Source organism: Flavobacterium sp. K5-23 (genome assembly GCF_023278045.1).
Classification (GTDB): domain Bacteria; phylum Bacteroidota; class Bacteroidia; order Flavobacteriales; family Flavobacteriaceae; genus Flavobacterium.
In genome coordinates this window covers 2,811,189-2,836,751 of sequence record NZ_CP056783.1, presented here as the reverse complement: position 1 = coordinate 2,836,751, position 25,563 = coordinate 2,811,189, and the positions used below count along the sequence as shown (strand labels likewise).

Annotated in this window: 15 protein-coding genes; 1 reads left to right on the top strand and 14 read right to left on the bottom strand. The window is 37.0% G+C overall.

Annotated elements, in window-relative coordinates; translation table 11 throughout:
- Window positions 1-167: 167 nt before the first annotated feature.
- The 3 genes from FLAK523_RS12310 to FLAK523_RS12300 form a co-directional block, all read right to left on the bottom strand.
- Window positions 168-404 carry a hypothetical protein gene (locus FLAK523_RS12310; RefSeq protein WP_248903845.1) on the bottom strand — a complete coding sequence of 79 codons (237 nt, stop codon included), beginning with the start codon at window positions 402-404 and terminating at the stop codon, window positions 168-170.
- A 220-nt stretch (window positions 405-624) separates the two neighbouring features.
- Window positions 625-1,065: a KTSC domain-containing protein gene (locus FLAK523_RS12305; RefSeq protein WP_248903842.1), complete on the bottom strand. Its 441-nt coding sequence runs from the start codon at window positions 1,063-1,065 to the stop codon at window positions 625-627.
- A gap of 159 nt (window positions 1,066-1,224) precedes the next feature.
- Window positions 1,225-1,473 carry a hypothetical protein gene (locus FLAK523_RS12300; RefSeq protein WP_248903840.1) on the bottom strand — a complete coding sequence of 83 codons (249 nt, stop codon included), beginning with the start codon at window positions 1,471-1,473 and terminating at the stop codon, window positions 1,225-1,227.
- A gap of 92 nt (window positions 1,474-1,565) precedes the next feature.
- Between FLAK523_RS12300 and FLAK523_RS12295 the strand changes: the two genes are divergently transcribed.
- Window positions 1,566-2,123: a hypothetical protein gene (locus tag FLAK523_RS12295; RefSeq protein ID WP_248903838.1), complete on the top strand. Its 558-nt coding sequence runs from the start codon at window positions 1,566-1,568 to the stop codon at window positions 2,121-2,123.
- A 107-nt stretch (window positions 2,124-2,230) separates the two neighbouring features.
- Here FLAK523_RS12295 and FLAK523_RS12290 read toward each other — a convergent pair whose 3' ends face one another.
- The 11 genes from FLAK523_RS12290 to FLAK523_RS12240 form a co-directional block, all read right to left on the bottom strand.
- A complete protein-coding gene (locus FLAK523_RS12290; protein ID WP_248903837.1) occupies window positions 2,231-4,168 on the bottom strand; it encodes an OmpA family protein in 1,938 nt (645 codons plus the stop codon).
- A gap of 11 nt (window positions 4,169-4,179) precedes the next feature.
- Entirely contained in the window at window positions 4,180-5,091 is a 912-nt protein-coding gene (locus FLAK523_RS12285; protein ID WP_248903835.1) for a type IX secretion system membrane protein PorP/SprF, read from the bottom strand.
- Window positions 5,092-5,221: 130 nt separating this feature from the next.
- A complete protein-coding gene (locus FLAK523_RS12280; protein WP_248903833.1) occupies window positions 5,222-11,509 on the bottom strand; it encodes a gliding motility-associated C-terminal domain-containing protein in 6,288 nt (2,095 codons plus the stop codon).
- Between the two features lie 311 nt (window positions 11,510-11,820).
- Window positions 11,821-12,093: a SprB repeat-containing protein gene (locus tag FLAK523_RS12275; protein WP_248903831.1), complete on the bottom strand. Its 273-nt coding sequence runs from the start codon at window positions 12,091-12,093 to the stop codon at window positions 11,821-11,823.
- Entirely contained in the window at window positions 12,035-14,782 is a 2,748-nt protein-coding gene (locus FLAK523_RS12270) for a SprB repeat-containing protein (protein ID WP_248903830.1), read from the bottom strand. Before FLAK523_RS12270 ends, FLAK523_RS12275 begins: the two co-directional genes overlap by 59 nt.
- A 699-nt stretch (window positions 14,783-15,481) precedes the next feature.
- Window positions 15,482-17,419 (bottom strand): OmpA family protein, encoded by a 1,938-nt coding sequence (locus FLAK523_RS12265; RefSeq protein WP_248903828.1) that lies wholly within the window; start codon window positions 17,417-17,419, stop codon window positions 15,482-15,484.
- 181 nt (window positions 17,420-17,600) lie between these two features.
- The gene (locus FLAK523_RS12260; RefSeq protein WP_248903826.1) at window positions 17,601-17,996 is read right to left on the bottom strand and encodes a flagellar motor protein MotB; all 396 of its coding nucleotides are present in this window, start codon (window positions 17,994-17,996) and stop codon (window positions 17,601-17,603) included.
- Window positions 17,997-18,039: 43 nt separating this feature from the next.
- Entirely contained in the window at window positions 18,040-18,741 is a 702-nt protein-coding gene (locus FLAK523_RS12255) for a hypothetical protein (protein WP_248903824.1), read from the bottom strand.
- 131 nt (window positions 18,742-18,872) lie between these two features.
- Window positions 18,873-19,253, bottom strand: coding sequence for a tetratricopeptide repeat protein (locus tag FLAK523_RS12250; protein ID WP_248903822.1), 381 nt, complete (start codon window positions 19,251-19,253; stop codon window positions 18,873-18,875).
- An 11-nt stretch (window positions 19,254-19,264) separates the two neighbouring features.
- Window positions 19,265-20,176, bottom strand: a complete 912-nt coding sequence (locus tag FLAK523_RS12245; RefSeq protein ID WP_248903820.1) for a type IX secretion system membrane protein PorP/SprF — start codon at window positions 20,174-20,176, stop codon at window positions 19,265-19,267.
- A gap of 131 nt (window positions 20,177-20,307) precedes the next feature.
- Window positions 20,308-25,251, bottom strand: coding sequence for a gliding motility-associated C-terminal domain-containing protein (locus tag FLAK523_RS12240; protein ID WP_248903818.1), 4,944 nt, complete (start codon window positions 25,249-25,251; stop codon window positions 20,308-20,310).
- Window positions 25,252-25,563: the final 312 nt, after the last annotated feature.

The window sequence follows — 25,563 nt, the reverse complement described above, 5'->3', positions numbered from 1 at the left end:
AGCTATTATAAAAGCTTGAATTTAATGAAAATTCAGGTATCGTGAGAGGTTCTCAATAAAAAAATATTGAGAACTGGGATAGAAATGTATTGGAGATATACAAGAAAAAGGTTTTCGCTTTTAAATATAAGTGAAGCTTTCTATGAAACTTATATAAAGTAACATTGTTAAATTATGGATTGATATTCAATTTCACAGCTATTGATATCAATTTCAGCTTGCTCAATTTCGTTTTTTGTAATCTTTATTTCTAAATCAACATTCCTTAATTCTTTATGTAAATCAGCACATATAGGATTAGTCTTTAATTTAATATTGATTTGTTCTTGATTAATTTTTAAAACATTTAGTGTTTCTAATGCTCTTTTAAATTGTGATTTGTATAATTTACAAGGATCTGGCATAGTTGAGAGTAATGGTTAATAGTCAAAATGGTTTTTATAAAAATACTTTAAACTAATTAATATTACAATACAATTCAATTATTTTTTTTAACAATATTTTATTTATAAAATTCACCAGTGTTTTTCACTTGTTAAGGTGATTTATTAAAGATATTGACAAAAAAAAACCGTTCAAAATTTCTTTTGAACGGTTTTGTATAATACAAGTTTCTTTAATAACTTAATCTTGGTTTAAAGTTTTTCTCCAAGTAAAAGCATTAAGAATGTGTCTTTTAGCAAATCTTCCAGGAGAATCAGCATTTACCATTTTTACATAAGTCGCTTTTGGTACGCTGATGTATTCGTATACGCTTCCGTTAGAAAAATTGATAATCAATCTACCTTCAACAAATTTATAATCTGTAATTGTAGATGTAGTGATAGTTTCAGTGTATTCAGGTAAGTTTGCTTTAATAGTTTCAGGATTGATGCTAACTAAAAAGTGGTAAGCTTCAATGATTTTTTTACTATTTTCTTCAGCTACTTTTAAACCTTCTTCATCGCCCTGAAATTTGTCAGGATGCGCTTCTTTCATCGCATTACGGTAAATTGTTTTTAAATCTTTTAATTCTGCCGTTTTTTCTACATTCAGCAATTTGCGGTATTCAACTATTTTTTTCATAAATCAAGGTAACTACTTGTCTTTTAAAATGAAATTAATATTATTTAATATCAAAATCGACAAATTTTTTGCAAAGGTACACTTTTTTTTAAGTTTTTACTTTATCACTAAAAAAAAAGTAGAAAAGGAGTGATATGTTTTCGTGTTTAAATCAAAAAACTAGTTTTCAGGCTTGTTGTTTGCTTTGTCAAAGTTTTTTGATTTTTTTTGATATTTGTTGTAACTAATGTCACTTGGGTTTTCGATAACGGATTTAATTGTAATCCAATCTCCTACAGTATGTTTGGCTTGAACCATTTTGTAATCTAAAAGATATACCCCGCAAAAAAAATTGTTATTTTCATCTTTTTCAATGATACCTGTAAAAACACCTTTTTGTAGCATTTTTTCTTCTGAAGCTTTGGTCATAATCTAAATTGTTTATATAAAATTCTAATTTGCAAAGTTAATCAATTTATACTTGTCTTGCTATATAATGAACTTTCTGATTACATTTGTTTATGGAAAAAAATTTTCGTCCTAGTCCAAATTCATTCAAAAACACCTTTTGTGTATTTCATGAACAGCTACCTCAAAAAATTGAAGGTCTCCGATTGCAATATCAAAGTAAGGCAGGAAGTAGTTATTATTATACTACTTTAGGGATGTATAGATTGTCTAATCATTGGGGTAGATTAGCTAATAGTAAATGGCGATTAGAACCAATGGAACCAGAAACGGAGTCGAAAATCAAACTTGGTTTTGCCGCTTGGTCTGAATTTTATCCTGATAATGCGGTTGATGAATTGTATTACATCGAGACAAATTACAGTAACAATACGGTCAATTATCAACACAAAAATAACCCGCAATATGATAATAAATCATTACTTCGAACAAGCTTTGATACCACAAAAAGAATAAAACAAATTCGGAATTTATTAAACCTGACTTCTTGGGCTAAGTATTTTGAATATGATGATTTGAATGTTTTGAGAAAAATAATAATAGATGAACTGATGTATACTAACAAAACATTAGATGAAATTAAAAGAGAAATAATGCAAAAGAGTATTTAGATATAAGTAAATTAAGACTGAATTTATATAAATATTATAATTAAAAAACGGATTGATATCAAAAGATAACAATCCGTTTTTTAATAAAATTTAGTTTTTTATTATTTTTACAAAGCAGTTATTATAAACTCACTACGTCTGTTGTATTGATGTTCTTCTTCAGTACATTCTACACCGTCAGTACATCTGTTTACGAGCTGGTTTTCACCGTATCCTTTCCCAATTAATCTGTTTTTATTAACCCCGTTTTTGATCAGCCAGTTTATGGTTGATTTAGCTCTTCTGTCTGACAGGGCTTCATTATATTTAGACGAACCTCTACTGTCAGTATGGGAACGTATATCGAGTTTCATTGTAGGGTACTGGTTCATTACATCGAGTATTTTTTCAAGATCTAATGCTGCTTCTATTCGAATATCAGATTTATCAAAATCGAAATAAATCATTTTTATTCCAAAACAAGTTCCTAAATCATCTCCAACAGTAACCACGCATTCCGCTTTTTCTAAAGCTATATTCAGCATAGTTTTACCGTTTTCGGTTGGGATTTTTATTTTTTCTTCTTTGGCCGTATAGTCAGTTTTTTGAACTCTCACACTATAGGTTTTGTCACATTCCACTGCAAAAGTGTAGCTCCCTTTTGCATCAGAAATGGCAGTGCTAATTTGATTGAATTTGCTGTCGAACAAAGTAAGTTTAGCATCTGCTAAAACTTCCTTGGTAGCCATATCCGATATTACACCGTATAATTCTTGTTCGCATATCAGTTTTCTTGTTTCCAAGAATTTATAAATATCATCAAATCCCTGTCCGCCATCTCTATTGGAAGAGAAAAAACCTTTTCTGGATTTGGTATCAATCAAATACGCAAAATCATCATGAGGAGAGTTAACATCAGCTCCTACGTTTTGTATTTTTCTCAAACTACCGTCCGCATTGATTTTAGTCACAAATATATCCAATCCTCCAAGACCGGGATGTCCGTCTGAAGCAAAATAGATTTCGTTTTCATCGTTAATAAAAGGGAAAGTCTCTCTTCCTGGAGTATTGATAGCATTGCCTAGATTCTCAGGATTTCCGAAACTTCCGTTTTCATTCACTTGAACTTTAAAAATATCCGATCTCCCTAATGTACCTGGCATATCTGATGCAAAATACAATGTTTTTTCATCCGCGCTCAGGGCAGGGTGAGAGGTGCTGTAATTATCACTGTTAAAAGGCAGTTCAATTACATTATCCCATTTTTCATTAACCAAGCTGGCTTTGTATATTTTTATAAGAGTAGTATTGCTTTCACTTTTTCCTTTTTTTCCTTTGAGATAGTTGTTTCTTGTAAAGTACATCGTATTTCCATCCTTGGTAAAAACGGCAGAAGCTTCGTGAAATCTAGACTTCACATTTTTGTCAAATTTGGCTACAGTTCCCAAACTCATCGTTTCATCGAGATCAGACATATACAAATTAGTAAAGTACTGATTGTTCCAGGCGTGTTTTCTTTGGGCTAAGCTTCCAGTATCTCTAGCTGAAGCAAAGACTAATTTATTTAAATAAATGGCGGCACCATAATCAGAATATTCCGAGTTAATCCCTGCGTTTTCCACATCATATCTACCGGAATTAGCCTTGATGATCTCTAAATAATTTCGATTGTCTGTTAAAAGTTCAGCACGTTTGTCATCACCGGCTAAATCATTGAATTTTTTAAACATTTCTTTGGCTTTATCATCTTCGCCAATGGCTCTTAGACAATGGGCGTAACGATAATAATATTCAGAATCCAATTCAGTTGTTATGGCAAACAATTCCCCATACCATCTTGCGGCTTTGTCCAGCTCAGCATTAAAGTAATAGGCGTTTCCTAGTTTTTGATACATATCTACCGATGAGTATCCTTTTTCGGCCACCCTTTCATAGGTTTTTATGGCATCTATATAGGCATAGTTGTCGTACTTTTTATCAGCAGCAGCTAGCCTGCCTTTTTGGGAATAAATGTTTATTGAGAAAACACTTATCAATGTTATGCAAAGGAGTATATTAGTTTTCATAATATTAGGTTTTAGAAGAATCTAGGAGAGGTCATTTTTTTATTTTTGTTGAATAATTCATAGCGCAGGAATATTTCATGCGAACCCGAATTATAATTGTCTAAATTGGTAGTTTCCAAATCGTATCCATAGCCTATGTACAAGGCGTCTGACACTTGAAAACCTGCCATTGCAGTAACAGCTGCGCTCCATCTATAAGCAACTCCCAATACAAATTTATCATTTATCATAAAGTTCCCTGAAACATCTACTTGAAGTGGAGCTCCTTCAACCATTTTGGTAAGTAGAGCAGGCTTGAATTTTAAATAATTATTTAAATCAAATACATAACCCGCTATTAAGTAGTAATTAATTTTTTCTTTGAAAATAGCCACTTCGTTATCGTTGTAGCGATTAGTTTCAATGAAATTAGGAACAGATAATCCTATATATGCTTTATCTGAATGGTAATAAATACCTGCCCCGATATTAGGGGAGAATTTGTTATTAAAATTCTGCAAGCTAGGGTCACCACTATTCACAGGATTCAAACGACTAACGTCTAAGTTGAACAAATTCGCGGTTGCTTTAATACCAAAAGAGAATTTGAAAGTATCTGATGTTGGTACCGTATAGGACAAATCGGCTGAAATAGTATTTTCTCTTGTAGGTCCTATCTTGTCATTTATTATGGATACACCTAACCCCAATTTACTCTCGTTGAGTGGGGTATTTATGGATACTGCGTTAGTTACAGGGGCACCGTCAAGTCCTACCCATTGGGTACGATGTAAGGCAAAAATACTCAAGGCACCTCTCGACCCAGCATATGCTGGATTGATATTGATTGTGTTGTACATATATTGTGAAAATTGAGCATCTTGTTGAGCAAAACTTACAATGGTTGTAAACATCAAAACGAAAGAAAATATTTTTGTTTTCATAGTAGCTGTTTATTAGGTAGGTTATCAAATAAACTCTTTTATTCAGAGTTGATAATTAATTTAAAATTTAAATCATTAATGATTATTTATAAACCTGAGGGCGTTTTATAGCCCTCAGGTAGTATTAAACTTATCTAGTAAGGTATAAATACCCGTCTTTTTTATTGGCTTGAATTTGATCAGTACCTGTAATTGAAGTGTAATTCAAGATGTAATAGTAAGTCCCTGTTGGTAAGCCAGAAGATTGACTAATGGTAGTTCTACCTTCAGAGTAACCTCTAAACACTTTATTTACATTATCATACCCACTAGTTTCAAAAACTAATACTCCCCAACGGTTGTATATTTCTACCGTATTTTCAGGATAACAAAGGATATCATCAATGTTATCAATTATAAAAGTTTCATTCATTCCATCACCATTAGGCGAGAATGCATTGTGAACCGTAACAGTTCCACAACCAAGTACAATTGCAGCATAAACAATTTCATCATCAGAATGGCCAATAGGATCTCCATTTGGATCGAACCCGTCAGCAAATGCGGTATTAATGAATTCACCTTTTTCTCTATCGTTTTGATTTACGATATGAAATGTAGTATATGTTTGAGGAGGACTTCCAGGTGCTAAAGATCCGATGAACTCGTGTAATCCCGTCAATGGATCTGTTACAGTTATGTTATACAGTGTTACATTTCCTGTATTTGTCACTGTAATGGTATAATTTATTATATCACCTACAGAACTATAAAATGGAGTGTTAGAAGTTTTAATTACTGTTAAACCAGGATTTTGAATTAAAGTTGTGACAGTATCATCATCGTTATGCACGGTTGTTCCAGATACATCTTTCACATCATTTTCTTCAGGATCTTGACCTACGGCAAAGGCAGAATTTTCAACATAACCTAAATCAATATCAGCTTGTGTTATAGTGTAGGTTCCTGTTATAGATTTAGTTTCTCCAGGAGCTAATGTAGCAATCGTATTATTAGAGAAAGTTAATGCAATCAAAGGATTAGTGATATCGGTGATTTTAATATTGGTTATGGTTACATTTCCTGTATTTTTTACGGCAAACGTATAGGTAATAATATCACCAACACCACCGTTTCCTCCAACTACAGCTGTTTTTACTAAAGCGATACCTGACTCGATTATATCATAAGTATAGTTTGCTATACAACCGTTTTCATCTGTAATTTCAACACTATATGAACCTTTTGATAAGTTTGAAAGATCTTCTGTTATAGCTGCATTAGACCATAAGAAAGTGTAAGGAGCTGTTCCTCCAGTAACCGTAAGGTCTATAGAACCATTACTACATCCAGTACAATTATTATTATTTATTATAATAGCCGTTGCACTTACAGCTGCAGATGGTGTTTCGATAATCAAAGTTCCGTTTAATGTATTGACACAGCTTGGTTTTCCTTTGTCTCTTATTTGCACATTATAAGTTCCGTTGGCAAGACCGGTGTAATTACCGGATGCTTCCCAAGAAGTACCACCGTTGATGCTGTACTCATAAGTTCCGTACCCACCGGCAATGTTGCTGATTGTAATGGTACCGTCTTTGGCTCCAAAACAAGTCACATCCGTAGAGGCAAGAGTTGCAGTTAAAGCGGCGCTTGGTGTTTCGATAATCAAAGTTCCGTTTAATGTATTGACACAGCTTGGTTTTCCTTTGTCTCTTATTTGCACATTATAAGTTCCGTTGGCAAGACCGGTGTAATTACCGGATGCTTCCCAAGAAGTACCACCGTTGATGCTGTACTCATAAGTTCCGTACCCACCGGCAATGTTGCTGATTGTAATGGTACCGTCTTTGGCTCCAAAACAAGTCACATCCGTAGAGGCAAGAGTTGCAGTTAAAGCGGCGCTTGGTGTTTCGATAAACAAAGTTCCGTTTAATGTATTGACACAGCTTGGTTTTCCTTTGTCTCTTATTTGCACATTATAAGTCCCGTTGGCAAGACCGGTGTAATTACCGGATGCTTCCCAAGAAGTACCACCGTTGATGCTGTACTCATAAGTTCCGTACCCACCGGCAATGTTGCTGATTGTAATGGTACCGTCTTTGGCTCCAAAACAAGTCACATCCGTAGAGGCAAGAGTTGCAGTTAAAGCGGCGCTTGGTGTTTCGATAAGCAAAGTTCCGTTTAATGTATTGACACAGCTTGGTTTTCCTTTGTCTCTTATTTGCACATTATAAGTTCCGTTGGCAAGACCGGTGTAATTACCGGATGCTTCCCAAGAAGTACCACCGTTGATGCTGTACTCATAAGTTCCGTACCCACCGGCAATGTTGCTGATTGTAATGGTACCGTCTTTGGCTCCAAAACAAGTCACATCCGTAGAGGCAAGAGTTGCAGTTAAAGCGGCGCTTGGTGTTTCGATAAACAAAGTTCCGTTTAATGTATTGACACAGCTTGGTTTTCCTTTGTCTCTTATTTGCACATTATAAGTCCCGTTGGCAAGACCGGTGTAATTACCGGATGCTTCCCAAGAAGTACCACCGTTGATGCTGTACTCATAAGTTCCGTACCCACCGGCAATGTTGCTGATTGTAATGGTACCGTCTTTGGCTCCAAAACAAGTCACATCCGTAGAGGCAAGAGTTGCAGTTAAAGCGGCGCTTGGTGTTTCGATAAGCAAAGTTCCGTTTAATGTATTGACACAGCTTGGTTTTCCTTTGTCTCTTATTTGCACATTATAAGTTCCGTTGGCAAGACCGGTGTAATTACCGGATGCTTCCCAAGAAGTACCACCGTTGATGCTGTACTCATAAGTTCCGTACCCACCGGCAATGTTGCTGATTGTAATGGTACCGTCTTTGGCTCCAAAACAAGTCACATCCGTAGAGGCAAGAGTTGCAGTTAAAGCGGCGCTTGGTGTTTCGATAAGCAAAGTTCCGTTTAATGTATGGACACAGCTTGGTTTTCCTTTGTCTCTTATTTGCACATTATAAGTTCCGTTGGCAAGACCGGTGTAATTACCGGATGCTTCCCAAGAAGTACCACCGTTGATGCTGTACTCATAAGTTCCGTACCCACCGGCAATGTTGCTGATTGTAATGGTACCGTCTTTGGCTCCAAAACAAGTCACATCCGTAAAGGCAAGAGTTGCAGTTAAAGCGGCGCTTGGTGTTTCGATAAGCAAAGTTCCGTTTAATGTATTGACACAGCTTGGTTTTCCTTTGTCTCTTATTTGCACATTATAAGTTCCGTTGGCAAGACCGGTGTAATTACCGGATGCTTCCCAAGAAGTACCACCGTTGATGCTGTACTCATAAGTTCCGTACCCACCGGCAATGTTGCTGATTGTAATAGTACCGTCTTTGGCTCCAAAACAAGTCACATCCGTAGAGGCAAGAGTTGCAGTTAAAGCGGCGCTTGGTGTTTCGATAATCAAAGTTCCGTTTAATGTATTGACACAGCTTGGTTTTCCTTTGTCTCTTATTTGCACATTATGAGTTCCGTTGGCAAGACCGGTGTAATTGCCGGATGCTTCCCAAGAAGTACCACCGTTGATGCTGTACTCATAAGTTCCGTACCCACCGGCAATGTTGCTGATTGTAATGGTACCGTCTTTGGCTCCAAAACAAGTCACATCCGTAGAGGCAAGAGTTGCAGTTAAAGCGGCGCTTGGTGTTTCGATAATCAAAGTTCCGTTTAATGTATTGACACAGCTTGGTTTTCCTTTGTCTCTTATTTGCACATTATAAGTTCCGTTGGCAAGACTGGTGTAATTACCGGATGCTTCCCAAGAAGTACCACCGTTGATGCTGTACTCATAAGTTCCGTACCCACCGGCAATGTTGCTGATTGTAATGGTACCGTCTTTGGCTCCAAAACAAGTCACATCCGTAGAGGCAAGAGTTGCAGTTAAAGCGGCGCTTGGTGTTTCGATAATCAAAGTTCCGTTTAATGTATTGACACAGCTTGGTTTTCCTTTGTCTCTTATTTGCACATTATAAGTTCCGTTGGCAAGACTGGTGTAATTGCCTGATGCTTCCCAAGAAGTCCCACCGTTGATGCTGTACTCATAAGTTCCGTACCCACCGGCAATGTTGCTGATTGTAATGGTACCGTCTTTGGCTCCAAAACAAGTCACATCCGTAGAGGCAAGAGTTGCAGTTAAAGCGGCGCTTGGTGTTTCGATAATCAAAGTTCCGTTTAATGTATTGACACAGCTTGGTTTTCCTTTGTCTCTTATTTGCACATTATAAGTTCCGTTGGCAAGACCGGTGTAATTACCGGATGCTTCCCAAGAAGTACCACCGTTGATGCTGTACTCATAAGTTCCGTACCCACCGGCAATGTTGCTGATTGTAATGGTACCATCTTTGGCTCCAAAACAAGTCACATCCGTAGAGGCAAGAGTTGCAGTTAAAGCGGCGCTTGGTGTTTCGATAAGCAAAGTTCCGTTTAATGTATTGACACAGCTTGGTTTTCCTTTGTCTCTTATTTGCACATTATAAGTTCCGTTGGCAAGACTGGTGTAATTACCGGATGCTTCCCAAGAAGTACCACCGTTGATGCTGTACTCATAAGTTCCGTACCCACCGGCAATGTTGCTGATTGTAATGGTACCGTCTTTGGCTCCAAAACAAGTCACATCCGTAGAGGCAAGAGTTGCAGTTAAAGCGGCGCTTGGTGTTTCGATAAGCAAAGTTCCGTTTAATGTATTGACACAGCTTGGTTTTCCTTTGTCTCTTATTTGCACATTATAAGTTCCGTTGGCAAGACCGGTGTAATTACCGGATGCTTCCCAAGAAGTACCACCGTTGATGCTGTACTCATAAGTTCCGTACCCACCGGCAATGTTGCTGATTGTAATGGCACCGTCTTTGGCTCCAAAACAAGTCACATCCGTAGATGCAACACTTGCAGAAAGTATAACGGGATAGGTTATTACCTTGTCTCCCAGTATTATCACACAGGCTGTATGTGCCGCGTCTCTTATCCTTACATCATAAGTTCCCGGAGCAAGATTTGTATTGCTTAAACCCGCAGTCCATGTCGCACCGCCATCAATGCTGTATTGGAATGTATTCGAACCACCGGCAGGAGAACTGATCGTGATTGAACCGTCATTGGTTCCGTTACAGGTTGGTTGAGTAGATGCAACACTTGCAGAAAGTATAACGGGATAGGTTATTACCTTGTCTCCCAGTATTATTACACAGGCTGTATGTGCCGCGTCTCTTATCCTTACATCATAAGTTCCCGGAGCAAGATTTGTATTGCTTAAACCCGCAGTCCATGTCGCACCGCCATCAATGCTGAATTGGAATGTATTCGAACCACCGGCAGGAGAACTGATCGTGATTGAACCGTCATTGGTTCCGTTACAGGTTGGTTGAGTAGATGCAACACTTGCAGAAAGTATAACGGGATAGGTTATTACCTTGTCTCCCAGTATTATCACACAGGCTGTATGTGCCGCGTCTCTTATCCTTACATCATAAGTTCCCGGAGCAAGATTTGTATTGCTTAAACCCGCAGTCCATGTCGCACCGCCATCAATGCTGTATTGGAATGTATTCGAACCACCGGCAGGAGAACTGATCGTGATTGAACCGTCATTGGTTCCGTTACAGGTTGGTTGAGTAGATGCAACACTTGCAGAAAGTATAACGGGATAGGTTATTACCTTGTCTCCCAGTATTATCACACAGGCTGTATGTGCCGCGTCTCTTATCCTTACATCATAAGTTCCCGGAGCAAGATTTGTATTGCTTAAACCCGCAGTCCATGTCGCACCGCCATCAATGCTGTATTGGAATGTATTCGAACCACCGGCAGGAGAACTGATCGTGATTGAACCGTCATTGGTTCCGTTACAGGTTGGTTGAGTAGATGCAACACTTGCAGAAAGTATAACGGGATAGGTTATTACCTTGTCTCCCAGTATTATTACACAGGCTGTATGTGCCGCGTCTCTTATCCTTACATCATAAGTTCCCGGAGCAAGATTTGTATTGCTTAAACCCGCAGTCCATGTCGCACCGCCATCAATGCTGTATTGGAATGTATTCGAACCACCGGCAGGAGAACTGATCGTGATTGAACCGTCATTGGTTCCGTTACAGGTTGGTTGAGTAGATGCAACACTTGCAGAAAGTATAACGGGATAGGTTATTACCTTGTCTCCCAGTATTATTACACAGGCTGTATGTGCCGCGTCTCTTATCCTTACATCATAAGTTCCCGGAGCAAGATTTGTATTGCTTAAACCCGCAGTCCACGTCGCACCGCCATCAATGCTGTATTGGAATGTATTCGAACCACCGGCAGGAGAACTGATCGTGATTGAACCGTTATTGGTTCCGTTACAGGTTGGTTGAGTAGATGCAACACTTGCAGAAAGTATAACGGGATAGGTTATTACCTTGTCTCCCAGTATTATCACACAGGCTGTATGTGCCGCGTCTCTTATCCTTACATCATAAGTTCCCGGAGCAAGATTTGTATTGCTTAAACCCGCAGTCCATGTCGCACCGCCATCAATGCTGTATTGGAATGTATTCGAACCACCGGCAGGAGAACTGATCGTGATTGAACCGTCATTGGTTCCGTTACAGGTTGGTTGAGTAGATGCAACACTTGCAGAAAGTATAACGGGATAGGTTATTACCTTGTCTCCCAGTATTATTACACAGGCTGTATGTGCCGCGTCTCTTATCCTTACATCATAAGTTCCCGGAGCAAGATTTGTATTGCTTAAACCCGCAGTCCACGCGCACCGCCATCAATGCTGTATTGGAATGTATTCGAACCACCGGCAGGAGAACTGATCGTGATTGAACCGTCATTGGTTCCGTTACAGGTTGGTTGAGTAGATGCAACACTTGCAGAAAGTATAACGGGATAGGTTATTACCTTGTCTCCCAGTATTATTACACAGGCTGTATGTGCCGCGTCTCTTATCCTTACATCATAAGTTCCCGGAGCAAGATTTGTATTGCTTAAACCCGCAGTCCATCGCACCGCCATCAATGCTGTATTGGAATGTATTCGAACCACCGGCAGGAGAACTGATCGTGATTGAACCGTCATTGGTTCCGTTACAGGTTGGTTGAGTAGATGCAACACTTGCAGAAAGTATAACGGGATAGGTTATTACCTTGTCTCCCAGTATTATTACACAGGCTGTATGTGCCGCGTCTCTTATCCTTACATCATAAGTTCCCGGAGCAAGATTTGTATTGCTTAAACCCGCAGTCCACGCTGCACCGCCATCAATGCTGTATTGGAATGTATTCGAACCACCGGCAGGAGAACTGATCGTGATTGAACCGTCATTGGTTCCGTTACAGGTTGGTTGAGTAGATGCAACACTTGCAGAAAGTATAACGGGATAGGTTATTACCTTGTCTCCCAGTATTATTACACAGGCTGTATGTGCCGCGTCTCTTATCCTTACATCATAAGTTCCCGGAGCAAGATTTGTATTGCTTAAACCCGCAGTCCATGTCGCACCGCCATCAATGCTGTATTGGAATGTATTCGAACCACCGGCAGGAGAACTGATCGTGATTGAACCGTCATTGGTTCCGTTACAGGTTGGTTGAGTAGATGCAACACTTGCAGAAAGTATAACGGGATAGGTTATTACCTTGTCTCCCAGTATTATTACACAGGCTGTATGTGCCGCGTCTCTTATCCTTACATCATAAGTTCCCGGAGCAAGATTTGTATTGCTTAAACCCGCAGTCCATGTCGCACCGCCATCAATGCTGTATTGGAATGTATTCGAACCACCGGCAGGAGAACTGATCGTGATTGAACCGTTATTGGTTCCGTTACAGGTTGGTTGAGTAGATGCAACACTTGCAGAAAGTATAACGGGATAGGTTATTACCTTGTCTCCCAGTATTATCACACAGGCTGTATGTGCCGCGTCTCTTATCCTTACATCATAAGTTCCCGGAGCAAGATTTGTATTGCTTAAACCCGCAGTCCATGTCGCACCGCCATCAATGCTGTATTGGAATGTATTCGAACCACCGGCAGGAGAACTGATCGTGATTGAACCATCATTGGTTCCGTTACAGGTTGGTTGAGTAGATGCAACACTTGCAGAAAGTATAACGGGATAGGTTATTACCTTGTCTCCCAGTATTATCACACAGGCTGTATGTGCCGCGTCTCTTATCCTTACATCATAAGTTCCCGGAGCAAGATTTGTATTGCTTAAACCCGCAGTCCATGTCGCACCGCCATCAATGCTGTATTGGAATGTATTCGAACCACCGGCAGGAGAACTGATCGTTATTGAACCGTCATTCGCTCCGTTGCAGGTTACATTAGTTTTTGCAACTGTAGCAGTTAAAGCATCAGGCTGAGTGATTGTTTGATTACCTAACACGATTGCACATGTTGTATTGGCTGCATCTCTTATTTGCGCACTGTAAGTAGCCGATGAAAGGCCTGTGAAAGTACCACTTGCTTGCCATATGCCTGTATCAAGTCGATATTGATAAGTGCCGTAACCACCTATTGGTGCGCTTATGGTAATCGTCCCATCGTTTGCACCATTACAAGTAACATTTGTTTTCACAACTGTTGCATTTACTTGAACTAGCCCGTTCCCACTAAAGCTACTACTACTTGTACATGCAACATAGTCATTTGGGGCTCCAGCAGGAATGCCATTAGGCTCCAAAGATATATTATATGGATTTCCATAACCGTATGTTGCACATACTATAGCTTTTATATCGTTCTGCGGGTAAGTACCGTTTTGTGTTCCTAATTCAACATTAAGCGTTGCTAAGTCTGAGCTAGTAGCTGAGCTAACCTGATTTCCATTTATATCAAAAGTTGTCACTTTATACGATGTTGCTTTTATCGTTGCATTATCAACTAACTTCCATTTACCTGCGCTTCCTAAATAAGTAGCACATACTTCATAGCCGTTACTCACACAGGTAAGTACATCGCTCCCAGATTTTTCTAGGGCACAAGATGATCCACCACATCCATACCTAGCTTTAAAAATTAGGTTATTAGTAATGGGTGATCCGTCAGCATTCCATATGGCAATGTAATAATTTGTTGGATTTGCAATTGCTGGGACATTAATTATTTCCCAACCGGCTGTAGTACCCGACCCGCAACCAGCATAATTAAGATTATTGGATACACAACTTCCTGATAAGGTCGTAGGTGTTGCAGGATAGAACAGTCCTGGTGTTGATGCTGTTGGTTTTGTATTGGCATTATTTACATAATACAAAGCCCAACGCTGATCCGTTGTACCTAATTGAAAAGAAAAGGACCCAGCATAAGTCCGGATATCAAAATTCATCCATACTACGTCTGTTCCTTGAGTTGGCTTTACGCAGCCTACTGGTAAACCGCTAAAAGGAAATACAATATCGTCTTGTTTTATCTTACCTGAAGTATTTTGCAAATTATTTGCGGTAGAAGCACTACTTCCGCAGGTAATAATTCCTCGTGCATTATTATCGCTACCCGAAGGTGTTACTGCCTCCCACTTGCCATTGATAAGTCGCCACCCATCTCCAGAATCATAACGGAAAGCATTGCAAGGACCTTGGCCACTACTTTGTGCAAAAGTAGTATGGCTAATTAAAACAGTCATAATAAAACAAGAAAGCATTTTAAATATAAACGAATGCAAGAATTGCTTTGTCGAAAGTGTAAAGTTTGGTTTCATATTGATTTGTTTTAAATCGTTAGAAATGAGGTGATTTTATTGTTTAATAATCAAATGATTATTGTTTTAATGAATTGATAAATGAATTGGAATGTTAAACTAATCTATCTGATTCCGTTTTTTTAGTTCATTTTATTGGTCAAAAAAGTACAAAAAATGAATTGATAACTCATTTTTTGAAAAAGTATATATTAGGAGACTGAATTAAGTCAGTCTAAATTATGTGGTATTGTATGGAGTGCTTTTTTACAAGCAAATATGAAGTTGAAAAGTAATGTTAAAGTAATTTTTGCGTCATAATAATTATGTTTAAATTTTTAAAATAAATAATTATTTTTTGTTAATAATAATTATTTCTTACAGATAATTCTTATTGTAATTGTCTTAAAAACAGTTTATTAATATTTAAAGATATGAATAATAATGGTTATTGGTTGTTTTTTTCTATCAATAACCTAAATACTCGTTAAAATGTAATAAATCTCTCTAACGCATTAAAAATAAGGTTAATAGTGTGTTTTTGACTGGTTGTTATTCTGATAATACATAAAATTAACGAAAATGGCAGTTTTTTATGGATTAAATAAATTATATGAATAGGTATATAAAGGGATACAAATTGCAGTGATAGCTGCACTTCATAAAAAAACCTCGAAAGATTATACTCCCGAGGCTTCTATACTTATTATCTTTTATTTTTTACAAAGCAGTTATTATAAACTCACTACGTCTGTTGTATTGATGTTCTTCTTCAGTACATTCTACACCGTCTGAACATTTATTTACGAGTTGGTTTTCACCGTATCCCTTGCCAACTAATCTGTTTTTATTAACCCCATTTTTGATAAGCCAGTTTATGGTTGATTTGGCTCTTCTGTCTGACAGGGCTTCATTGTATTTAGAGGAACCTCTACTGTCAGTATGGGAACGTATATCGAGCTTCATTGTAGGGTATTGGTTCATTACATCGAGTATTTTTTCAAGATCTAACGCTGCCTCTATTCGAATATCAGATTTGTCAAAATCGAAATAAATCATTTTTATTCCGAAACAAGTTCCTAAATCATCTCCAACAGTAACCACGCATTCCGCTTTTTCTAAAGCTATATTCAGCATAGTTTTACCGTTTTCGGCAGGGATTTTTATTTTTTCTTCTTTGGCCGTATAGTCGGTTTTTTGAACTCTCACACTATACGTTTTATCACATTCCACTGCAAAGGAGTAGCTCCCTTTTACATCAGAAACGGCAGTGCTAATTTGATTGAATTTGCTGTCGAACAAAGTAAGTTTAGCATCTGCTAAAACTTCCTTGGTAGCCATATCCGATATTACACCGTATAATTCTTGTTCGCATATCAGTTTTCTTGTTTCCAAGAATTTATAAATATCATCAAATCCCTGTCCGCCATCTCTATTGGAAGAGAAAAAACCTTTTCTGGATTTGGTATCAATCAAATACGCAAAATCATCATGAGGAGAGTTAACATCAGCTCCTACGTTTTGTATTTTTCTCAAACTACCGTCCGCATTGATTTTAGTTACAAATATATCCAATCCTCCAAGCCCGGGATGTCCGTCTGAAGCAAAATAGATTTCGTTTTCATCGTTAATAAAAGGGAAAGTCTCTCTTCCTGGAGTATTTATAGCATTGCCTAGATTCTCAGGATTTCCGAAACTTCCGTTTTCATTCACTTGAACTTTAAAAATATCCGATCTCCCTAATGTACCTGGCATATCTGATGCAAAATACAATGTTTTTTCATCCGCGCTCAGGGCAGGGTGAGAGGTGCTGTAATTATCACTGTTAAAAGGCAGTTCAATTACATTATCCCATTTTTCATTAACCAAGCTGGCTTTGTATATTTTTATAAGAGTAGTATTGCTTTCACTTTTTCCTTTTTTTCCTTTGAGATAGTTGTTTCTTGTAAAGTACATCGTATTTCCATCCTTGGTAAAAACGGCAGAAGCTTCGTGAAATCTAGACTTCACATTTTTGTCAAATTTGGCTACAGTTCCCAAACTCATCGTTTCATCGAGATCAGACATATACAAATTAGTAAAGTACTGATTGTTCCAGGCGTGTTTTCTTTGGGCTAAGCTTCCAGTATCTCTAGCTGAAGCAAAGACTAATTTATTTAAATAAATGGCGGCACCATAATCAGAATATTCCGAGTTAATCCCTGCGTTTTCCACATCATATCTACCGGAATTAGCCTTGATGATCTCTAAATAATTTCGATTGTCTGTTAAAAGTTCGGCACGTTTGTCATCACCGGCTAAATCATTGAATTTTTTAAACATTTCTTTGGCTTTATCATCTTCGCCTATGGCTCTTAGACAATGGGCGTAGCGGTAGTAATATTCAGAATCCAATTCAGTTGTTATAGAAAACAATTCCCCATACCATCTTGCGGCTTTGTCCAGCTCAGCATTAAAGTAATAGGCGTTTCCTAGTTTTTGATACATATCTACTGATGAGTATCCTTTTTCGGCCACCCTTTCATAGGTTTTTATGGCATCTATATAGGCATAGTTGTCGTACTTTTTATCAGCAGCAGCTAGCCTGCCTTTTTGAGAATAAATGTTTACTGAGAAAACACTTATTACTGTTATATAAAGGAGTATATTAGTTTTCATAGGTAGATGTTTATTGTTATTATTGGTCATATGTAATTAATGACTTTATATATTATTTTTTGAGAATTTAACTCGTTTTACTGATATTAAGTAATTGTATTATAATTGTTTCGAAATATAATTTGTACTCTACTCGAAATACTAGTTTTCATAAAAAAAAAACGGACACTTCCTTTTATCGTTATTTTCTAATATTTTTATCTGCTATCGCTTCCGATCTTAAATTAAATTTCCCCATAATTTCATTGGCTTTGTCATGTTCACCAATGGATTTTAGTGACTGTGCATATTGGTAATAATATTTTGGTTCTAGATTTGATGTCATTGCAAATAATTCACAATACCATCTGGCTGCTTTTTCAAAGTCAAAATTGGAGTAATGTGAATCCCCGATTTGTTTAAACATATCAATCGATTTATACCCCTTTTCGGCAACTCTTTCGTATGTTTTAATGACATCTATTTTTGCATATTTAGTAGTTGTTATTACTACTATATTGTTTTTTTCTTTTTGAGAATATATTTTAATTGAAAAAGCACTGCTAATTAATATGAATAAAAGTATTTTATTTTTCATAAGTAGATTTTTTAAAGTTTCGCTGTGATTTATTAACTTTATTTTATTTATTTTCTTTTTCAGATAATTCGTTAAATTTTTCCATAAAAGCTTTTGCTTTTTCAGTGTTACCGCCAGTTGCTTTCAATGAATGTGCGTAACGATAGTAATATTCAGATCCTAAATCAGTCGTCATTGCAAATAATTCCTCATACCATTTGGCAGCTTTATCTAATTGATCATTGAAATAAAAATCATTACTTATTTTTTTAAATATTTCAATGGATTTATACCCTTTCTCTGCTACTTTTTCGTATGTTTTTATCTTATTTACATAGGCATAGCCATTGCTTTGCTTTAAATTGACTTTTAAATCAATATTCTCAATTATAATTTTTTCAGTATTAATAGTATTAGATACTAAGACAGGTTTAATTGTGTTTGTAATTGTTTCAGGTGTACTTAATATTTCTTTTACTTCTTCATCAATTTTCAGTGTTACAACTCTGGTATTGTTTGGCCCTAAATCATTTGTGTTTACTAATTTTTTATCAGAAACAACATAGTTAGTAGTGTAGCCTCCAAATGTCATATTTATGTTTTCTTCTACATGATATGTTTTTGTTGTTTTTTTTAATAGTTTTTGATTCGTTTTTTGAGCGTTTTCTTTTATTACATCTGGTTTAGAAGCATAGTTCGTTTGGGCCAAACAGTTGAAAGTGAAGCTGCAAATAAATGTTATGAGAATAAGTTTTCCGGTTTTCATGATATTAGTTTTAGAAGTATTATTTATCTTTTAATGTGTTTTTTTACTTCTGACATTACGAGATGTTTACTAAAATCTTAAGTTATTAGATGTATATAAAGGGACTATTATTACGTAAAAATTTAATAATTTCACCTATTATCAACTTCGGATAATTCGTTGAATTTTTCAAACATCTCTTTAGATTTGTCATTATTACCTGTTTGTTTCAAAGCATCTGAATAGCGGTAATAGTATACTGATTCTAAGTTTGTTGTCATTATGAATAATTCTCCGTACCATTTAGCTGCCTTTGTCATATCTCCATTAAAATAATGTGAGTCGCCTAATTTTCGAAATATATCAATCGATTTATATCCTTTTTCAGCAACTCTTTCATAGGTTTTTATGGCTTCGAAGTTGGTATAGTTTGTTTGTTTATTGTCATTAATAGTTTTGTTTCCATTTTGTGCTTGACTATATAATGAAAAAACAAGAACTATTAGAATTGAGATTGTCATTTTAGTTTTCATAATATTATGTTTTAGAAGAATCTAGGAGAAGTCATTTTTTTATTTTTGTTGAATAATTCAAATCGCAGGAATATTTCATGCGAACCGGAATTATAATTATCTAAATTGGTAGTTTCCAGATCGTATCCATAACCTATATATAAGGCATCTGACACTTGAAAACCTGCCATTGCACTTACAGCTGCGCTCCATCTATACGCGACTCCCAAAACAAATTTGTCATTTATCATAAAGTTCCCAGAAACATCTACCTGAAGCGGAGCTCCTTCTACCATTTTAGTTAATAGGGCAGGCTTGAATTTTAAATAATTATTTAAATCAAATACATAACCTGCTATTAAGTAGTAATTAATTTTTTCTTTAAAAATTGCCACTTCGTTATCATTGTAGCGATTAGTTTCAATAAAATTAGGAACTGAAAGCCCTATATATGCTTTATCCGAATGGTAATAAACACCTGCTCCAATATTAGGGGAGAATTTGTTATCAAAATTCTGCAAGCTAGGATCGCCACTATTCACAGGATTCAAGCGACTAACATCTAAATTGAATAAATTTGCGGTTGCTTTTATCCCAAAAGAGAGCTTGAAAGTATCTGATGTTGGTACCGTATAGGACAAATCGGCTGAAATGGTATTTTCTCTTGTAGGTCCTATTTTGTCATTTATTATGGATACACCTAACCCCAATCTACTCTCGTTGAGCGGGGTATTTATGGATACTGCATTTGTTACAGGGGCACCGTCAAGTCCTACCCATTGGGTACGATGTAAGGCAAAAATACTCAAGGCACCTCTCGACCCAGCATATGCTGGATTGATATTGATTGTGTTGTACATATATTGTGAAAATTGAGCATCTTGTTGAGCAAAACTTACAATGGTTGTAAACATCAAAACGAAAGAAAATATTTTTGTTTTCATAGTAGCTGTTTATTAGGTAGGTTATCAAATAAACTCTTTTTTACAGAGTTCGATAATTAATTTAAAATTTTAATCATTAATGACTATTTATAAACCTGAGGGCATTTTATAGCCCTCAGGTAATGTTAGATTTATCTAGTTAGGTATAAATACCCGTCTTTTTTATTGGCTTGAATTTGATCAGTACCTGTAATCGAAGTATAATTTAAGATGTAATAGTAAGTCCCTGTTGGTAATCCCGAAGATTGACTAACTGTAGTTCTACCTTCAGAGAAACCTCTAAACACTTTATTTACATTATCATATCCATTAGTTTCAAAAACTAATACTCCCCAACGGTTGTATATTTCTACCGTATTGGTTGGATAACAAAGGATATCATCAATGTTATCAATTATGAAAGTTTCGTTTATTCCATCACCATTAGGCGAGAATGCGTTGTGAACCGTAATAGATCCACAACCTAAAACAATTGCAGCAAATACTGTTTCATCATCTTGGGGATCTAAAATAGTTCCATTTGGGGCTACTGTATGTGCTGTTGCTACATTTGTCACAAAACCTTCTTCTCTATCCCTTTGAGTTACCGTATGAGTTTCATTGAATACCTTAGATTCACCAGGAGCTAAGCTTTCAATAATACTATCCAATAATGTCAATGGATCTTTTACAGTTATTTGATACAGAGTAACATTTCCTGTGTTTTTCACTTCAATAGTATAGTTAATAATATCGCCAACAGAACTATAAAATGGAGTAGGAGATTCTTTTATAACAACTAAACCAGGATTTTGAGTTAAAGTTGTAACGGTAGGGGTATCGTTATCCACTGTTGTTCCAGATACATCTCGCACAGGTTTTCTTTCAGGATCTTCACCTTCAGCCAAGGCGGAATTTTCAACATAACCTAAATCAATATCAGCTTGTGTTATAGTGTAGGTTCCTGTTATAGATTTAGTTTCTCCAGGAGCTAATGTAGCAATCGTATTATTAGAGAAAGTTAATGCAATCAAAGGTTTAGTGATATCGGTGATTTTAATATTGGTTATGGTTACATTTCCTGTATTTTTTACGGCAAACGTATAGGTAATAATATCACCAACACCACCGTTTCCTCCAACTACAGCTGTTTTTACTAAAGCGATACCTGACTCGGTTATATCATAAGTATAGTTTGCTATACAACCGTTTTCATCTGTAATTTCAACACTATATGAACCTTTTGATAAGTTTGAAAGATCTTCTGTTATAGCTGCATTAGACCATAAGAAAGTGTAAGGAGCTGTTCCTCCAGTAACCGTAAGGTCTATAGAACCATTACTACATCCAGTACAATTATTATTATTTATTATAATAGCCGTTGCACTTACAGCTGCAGATGGTGTTTCGATAAGCAAAGTTCCGTTTAATGTATTGACACAGCTTGGTTTTCCTTTGTCTCTTATTTGCACATTATAAGTTCCGTTGGCAAGACCGGTGTAATTACCGGATGCTTCCCAAGAAGTACCACCGTTGATGCTGTACTCATAAGTTCCGTACCCACCGGCAATGTTGCTGATTGTAATGGTACCGTCTTTGGCTCCAAAACAAGTCACATCCGTAGAGGCAAGAGTTGCAGTTAAAGCGGCGCTTGGTGTTTCGATAAGCAAAGTTCCGTTTAATGTATTGACACAGCTTGGTTTTCCTTTGTCTCTTATTTGCACATTATAAGTTCCGTTGGCAAGACCGGTGTAATTACCGGATGCTTCCCAAGAAGTACCACCGTTGATGCTGTACTCATAAGTTCCGTACCCACCGGCAATGTTGCTGATTGTAATAGTACCGTCTTTGGCTCCAAAACAAGTCACATCCGTAGAGGCAAGAGTTGCAGTTAAAGCGGCGCTTGGTGTTTCGATAAACAAAGTTCCGTTTAATGTATTGACACAGCTTGGTTTTCCTTTGTCTCTTATTTGCACATTATAAGTTCCGTTGGCAAGACCGGTGTAATTACCGGATGCTTCCCAAGAAGTACCACCGTTGATGCTGTACTCATAAGTTCCGTACCCACCGGCAATGTTGCTGATTGTAATGGTACCGTCTTTGGCTCCAAAACAAGTCACATCCGTAGAGGCAAGAGTTGCAGTTAAAGCGGCGCTTGGTGTTTCGATAAACAAAGTTCCGTTTAATGTATTGACACAGCTTGGTTTTCCTTTGTCTCTTATTTGCACATTATAAGTTCCGTTGGCAAGACCGGTGTAATTACCGGATGCTTCCCAAGAAGTACCACCGTTGATGCTGTACTCATAAGTTCCGTACCCACCGGCAATGTTGCTGATTGTAATGGTACCGTCTTTGGCTCCAAAACAAGTCACATCCGTAAAGGCAAGAGTTGCAGTTAAAGCGGCGCTTGGTGTTTCGATAAGCAAAGTTCCGTTTAATGTATTGACACAGCTTGGTTTTCCTTTGTCTCTTATTTGCACATTATAAGTTCCGTTGGTAATACCGGTGTAATTACCGGATGCTTCCCAAGAAGTACCACCGTTGATGCTGTACTCATAAGTTCCGTACCCACCGGCAATGTTGCTGATTGTAATAGTACCGTCTTTGGCTCCAAAACAAGTCACATCCGTAGAGGCAAGAGTTGCAGTTAAAGCGGCGCTTGGTGTTTCGATAAACAAAGTTCCGTTTAATGTATTGACACAGCTTGGTTTTCCTTTGTCTCTTATTTGCACATTATAAGTTCCGTTGGCAAGACCGGTGTAATTACCGGATGCTTCCCAAGAAGTACCACCGTTGATGCTGTACTCATAAGTTCCGTACCCACCGGCAATGTTGCTGATTGTAATGGTACCGTCTTTGGCTCCAAAACAAGTCACATCCGTAGAGGCAAGAGTTGCAGTTAAAGCGGCGCTTGGTGTTTCGATAAGCAAAGTTCCGTTTAATGTATGGACACAGCTTGGTTTTCCTTTGTCTCTTATTTGCACATTATAAGTTCCGTTGGCAAGACCGGTGTAATTACCGGATGCTTCCCAAGAAGTACCACCGTTGATGCTGTACTCATAAGTTCCGTACCCACCGGCAATGTTGCTGATTGTAATAGTACCGTCTTTGGCTCCAAAACAAGTCACGTCCGTAGAGGCAAGAGTTCCAGTTAAAGCGGCGCTTGGTTGAAAAATGGTTACTGAATTAGAATGACTAGAACAATCATCTTTTACGGTCAAAGTATATGTGCCAGCAGGAAGATTATTTACCGTAGCAGTAATTCCAACAACAGTATCACTAGCATTTTTCCATGAATACTTTACAGTTCCAAATGAGTTTGTTACAGTTCCCGCCGTTACAGAACCCGTATTTGTACCAAAGCAACTTACATCGGTTTTACTTGAAGCTCCTAATGTTAAGCTAGGATTCACTGTTACCTTAACTGTAAACGTACTTCCGGTACAGGTTCCTGATTTCGGGGTTACTGTGTATACCACATCTATCGGAACATTTGTCGAATTGGTTAATGTTCCGCTGATATTTGCTGCATCAGTTCCTACTGTTGTTCCTGAAATTCCTGTTACACTAGGAGCAGTCCAGCTATAAGTTGTTCCTGAAGGCACAGTACCATTAGTCCCATTTGCAGGAGTTGCAATAAATGTCCCTGCAGTACATATGGCTGATGCCGTCATATTTGTAATTGCGGGTTTTGGATTTACCGTTACCGTAACTGTTTTTTGACAACCATTATTATTAGTATAAGTAATGACAGTTGTGCCAGCAGACACACCTGTAACCACACCTATTGAAGAAACAGTGGCTTTCAAGGGATCAGATGACACCCATGGATTTGATGTAGCCGCAGTTCCTGACCCAGTCAATGTTGTTGTAGAATTTACACACACGCTTAGTGTACCAGTAATTGTCGGCAGGGCATTCACTGTTACTGTTGTAGTAACAATTTTTTCGCATCCTCCTGTGATAAATGTATAAGTTACAGTGTAAATACCTGGTTTACTTTTAGCTATATCAATTAAACCAGACCCAGTAATACTCAAGTCATTAGAGGATGTTGTAAAAGTTCCGCCCTGTACACCATTAATTGTTAGTTGTTTTGAAGAGCCAGCTATATTGCAATATGCTCCACCTCCAATAATTTCCGCTTTACCAAGTACTAATTTTATAGGATAGGGGCCTGCAAAATCATCTAATGCCGCTGTTGGTGAATTTGAAGATTTTGTTTTAACTAATAGTGACCCAAAACTTCCTTCAGAGCAATCTCCAGCAATATTTAAAAAATGTGTAATATTTATTGCGGCTTCAACAAACTGAAAAGGGGAATATTGATCCAATCCAAATGCTGCTCCGTTTAATGTACTCGCAGGTACAAGGTTTGTTTGTCCAAAAGCATTATCAGCATCATCAATACTTGTTTGTAAAATATAATCAGTACCCTTCCATAAATAAAACTTTACAGTTGCAATACTACCACCATTGGAGTATTCAACGGCAAGTAAAATGTCATTTACAGCCCTTCCATCAATTCCTGTATTAGGTGCAGAACCTGTTAAAGAAAACGATCCATTTGAATTCGTTTTCAAAGTGTTTTGAAAAAATTCAAAATCGATATAACTTGTTCCATTTGTTTCTAATCTGTCACTTGCAATAATCAACCACTGATCAGTTTTAGTTTGATCATTTTTATTTGGTCCGTTTGCTAAGTGTATTAAAACATTATTTATATCTCCTTTACCTGCAGCATTTCCAGCAGTCCATTTCCAAGCCGTATTTGGGTCTTGATTAAACTTTCCTCCACCTGTAAATATACTATCACTTGAAGGTTTATAGAAATCTTTAAATCTATATGTAGTTGCTGAATTATATGCTTCCCATTGCGGTGTGGATTTGAAAACACCTTTTCCTGAGGCTCCATCCAACCAGTCACCAATAATTTTCCCATCTAATGATGTGTTTGCTTTGAGTTGCCCATCTATCAGAAATCCGTTTAAAGGTATGTCAACTGGCACTTTTTGGGAGTATATAGTTGAATAATTAAGGAAACATAATACCAAAAACGTAAATAATTTTTTCGAAAGTGTAAAGTTTGTTTTCATATTGATTTATTTTAAATCGTTAGAAACTAATTTGATAGTATATCAATAGACTAAGTAGTCAATGATTTTCAATTTTGAATAGAAAGATTATTAAAAGCGTTTTTACTTTTAACGGATTAATATTTTGGATACAATTAAAATTTTTATAAAGTTCTGGTAAACCAGAAGAATAGGGGGTAAGTAGTTTTAGTAGTTCTTTTAATTAAGTTTTTTAATAAAATGAATAAACAACTTCAATAAATCAAACAAATAAAAAAGTTTGATTCATAACGTGAGATTTTGGAGGCGTCTTTTCTCACATTGGATTTCATC

Bases quoted from the DNA above. Each gene is read 5' to 3' on its own strand.
- FLAK523_RS12310 (WP_248903845.1), bottom strand. From the start codon at position 404: ATGCCAGATCCTTGTAAATTATACAAATCACAATTTAAAAGAGCATTA.
- FLAK523_RS12305 (WP_248903842.1), bottom strand. From the start codon at position 1,065: ATGAAAAAAATAGTTGAATACCGCAAATTGCTGAATGTAGAAAAAACG.
- FLAK523_RS12300 (WP_248903840.1), bottom strand. From the start codon at position 1,473: ATGACCAAAGCTTCAGAAGAAAAAATGCTACAAAAAGGTGTTTTTACA.
- FLAK523_RS12295 (WP_248903838.1), top strand. From the start codon at position 1,566: ATGGAAAAAAATTTTCGTCCTAGTCCAAATTCATTCAAAAACACCTTT.
- FLAK523_RS12290 (WP_248903837.1), bottom strand. From the start codon at position 4,168: ATGAAAACTAATATACTCCTTTGCATAACATTGATAAGTGTTTTCTCA.
- FLAK523_RS12285 (WP_248903835.1), bottom strand. From the start codon at position 5,091: ATGAAAACAAAAATATTTTCTTTCGTTTTGATGTTTACAACCATTGTA.
- FLAK523_RS12275 (WP_248903831.1), bottom strand. From the start codon at position 12,093: ATGGCGGTGCGATGGACTGCGGGTTTAAGCAATACAAATCTTGCTCCG.
- FLAK523_RS12270 (WP_248903830.1), bottom strand. From the start codon at position 14,782: ATGAAACCAAACTTTACACTTTCGACAAAGCAATTCTTGCATTCGTTT.
- FLAK523_RS12265 (WP_248903828.1), bottom strand. From the start codon at position 17,419: ATGAAAACTAATATACTCCTTTATATAACAGTAATAAGTGTTTTCTCA.
- FLAK523_RS12260 (WP_248903826.1), bottom strand. From the start codon at position 17,996: ATGAAAAATAAAATACTTTTATTCATATTAATTAGCAGTGCTTTTTCA.
- FLAK523_RS12255 (WP_248903824.1), bottom strand. From the start codon at position 18,741: ATGAAAACCGGAAAACTTATTCTCATAACATTTATTTGCAGCTTCACT.
- FLAK523_RS12250 (WP_248903822.1), bottom strand. From the start codon at position 19,253: ATGAAAACTAAAATGACAATCTCAATTCTAATAGTTCTTGTTTTTTCA.
- FLAK523_RS12245 (WP_248903820.1), bottom strand. From the start codon at position 20,176: ATGAAAACAAAAATATTTTCTTTCGTTTTGATGTTTACAACCATTGTA.
- FLAK523_RS12240 (WP_248903818.1), bottom strand. From the start codon at position 25,251: ATGAAAACAAACTTTACACTTTCGAAAAAATTATTTACGTTTTTGGTA.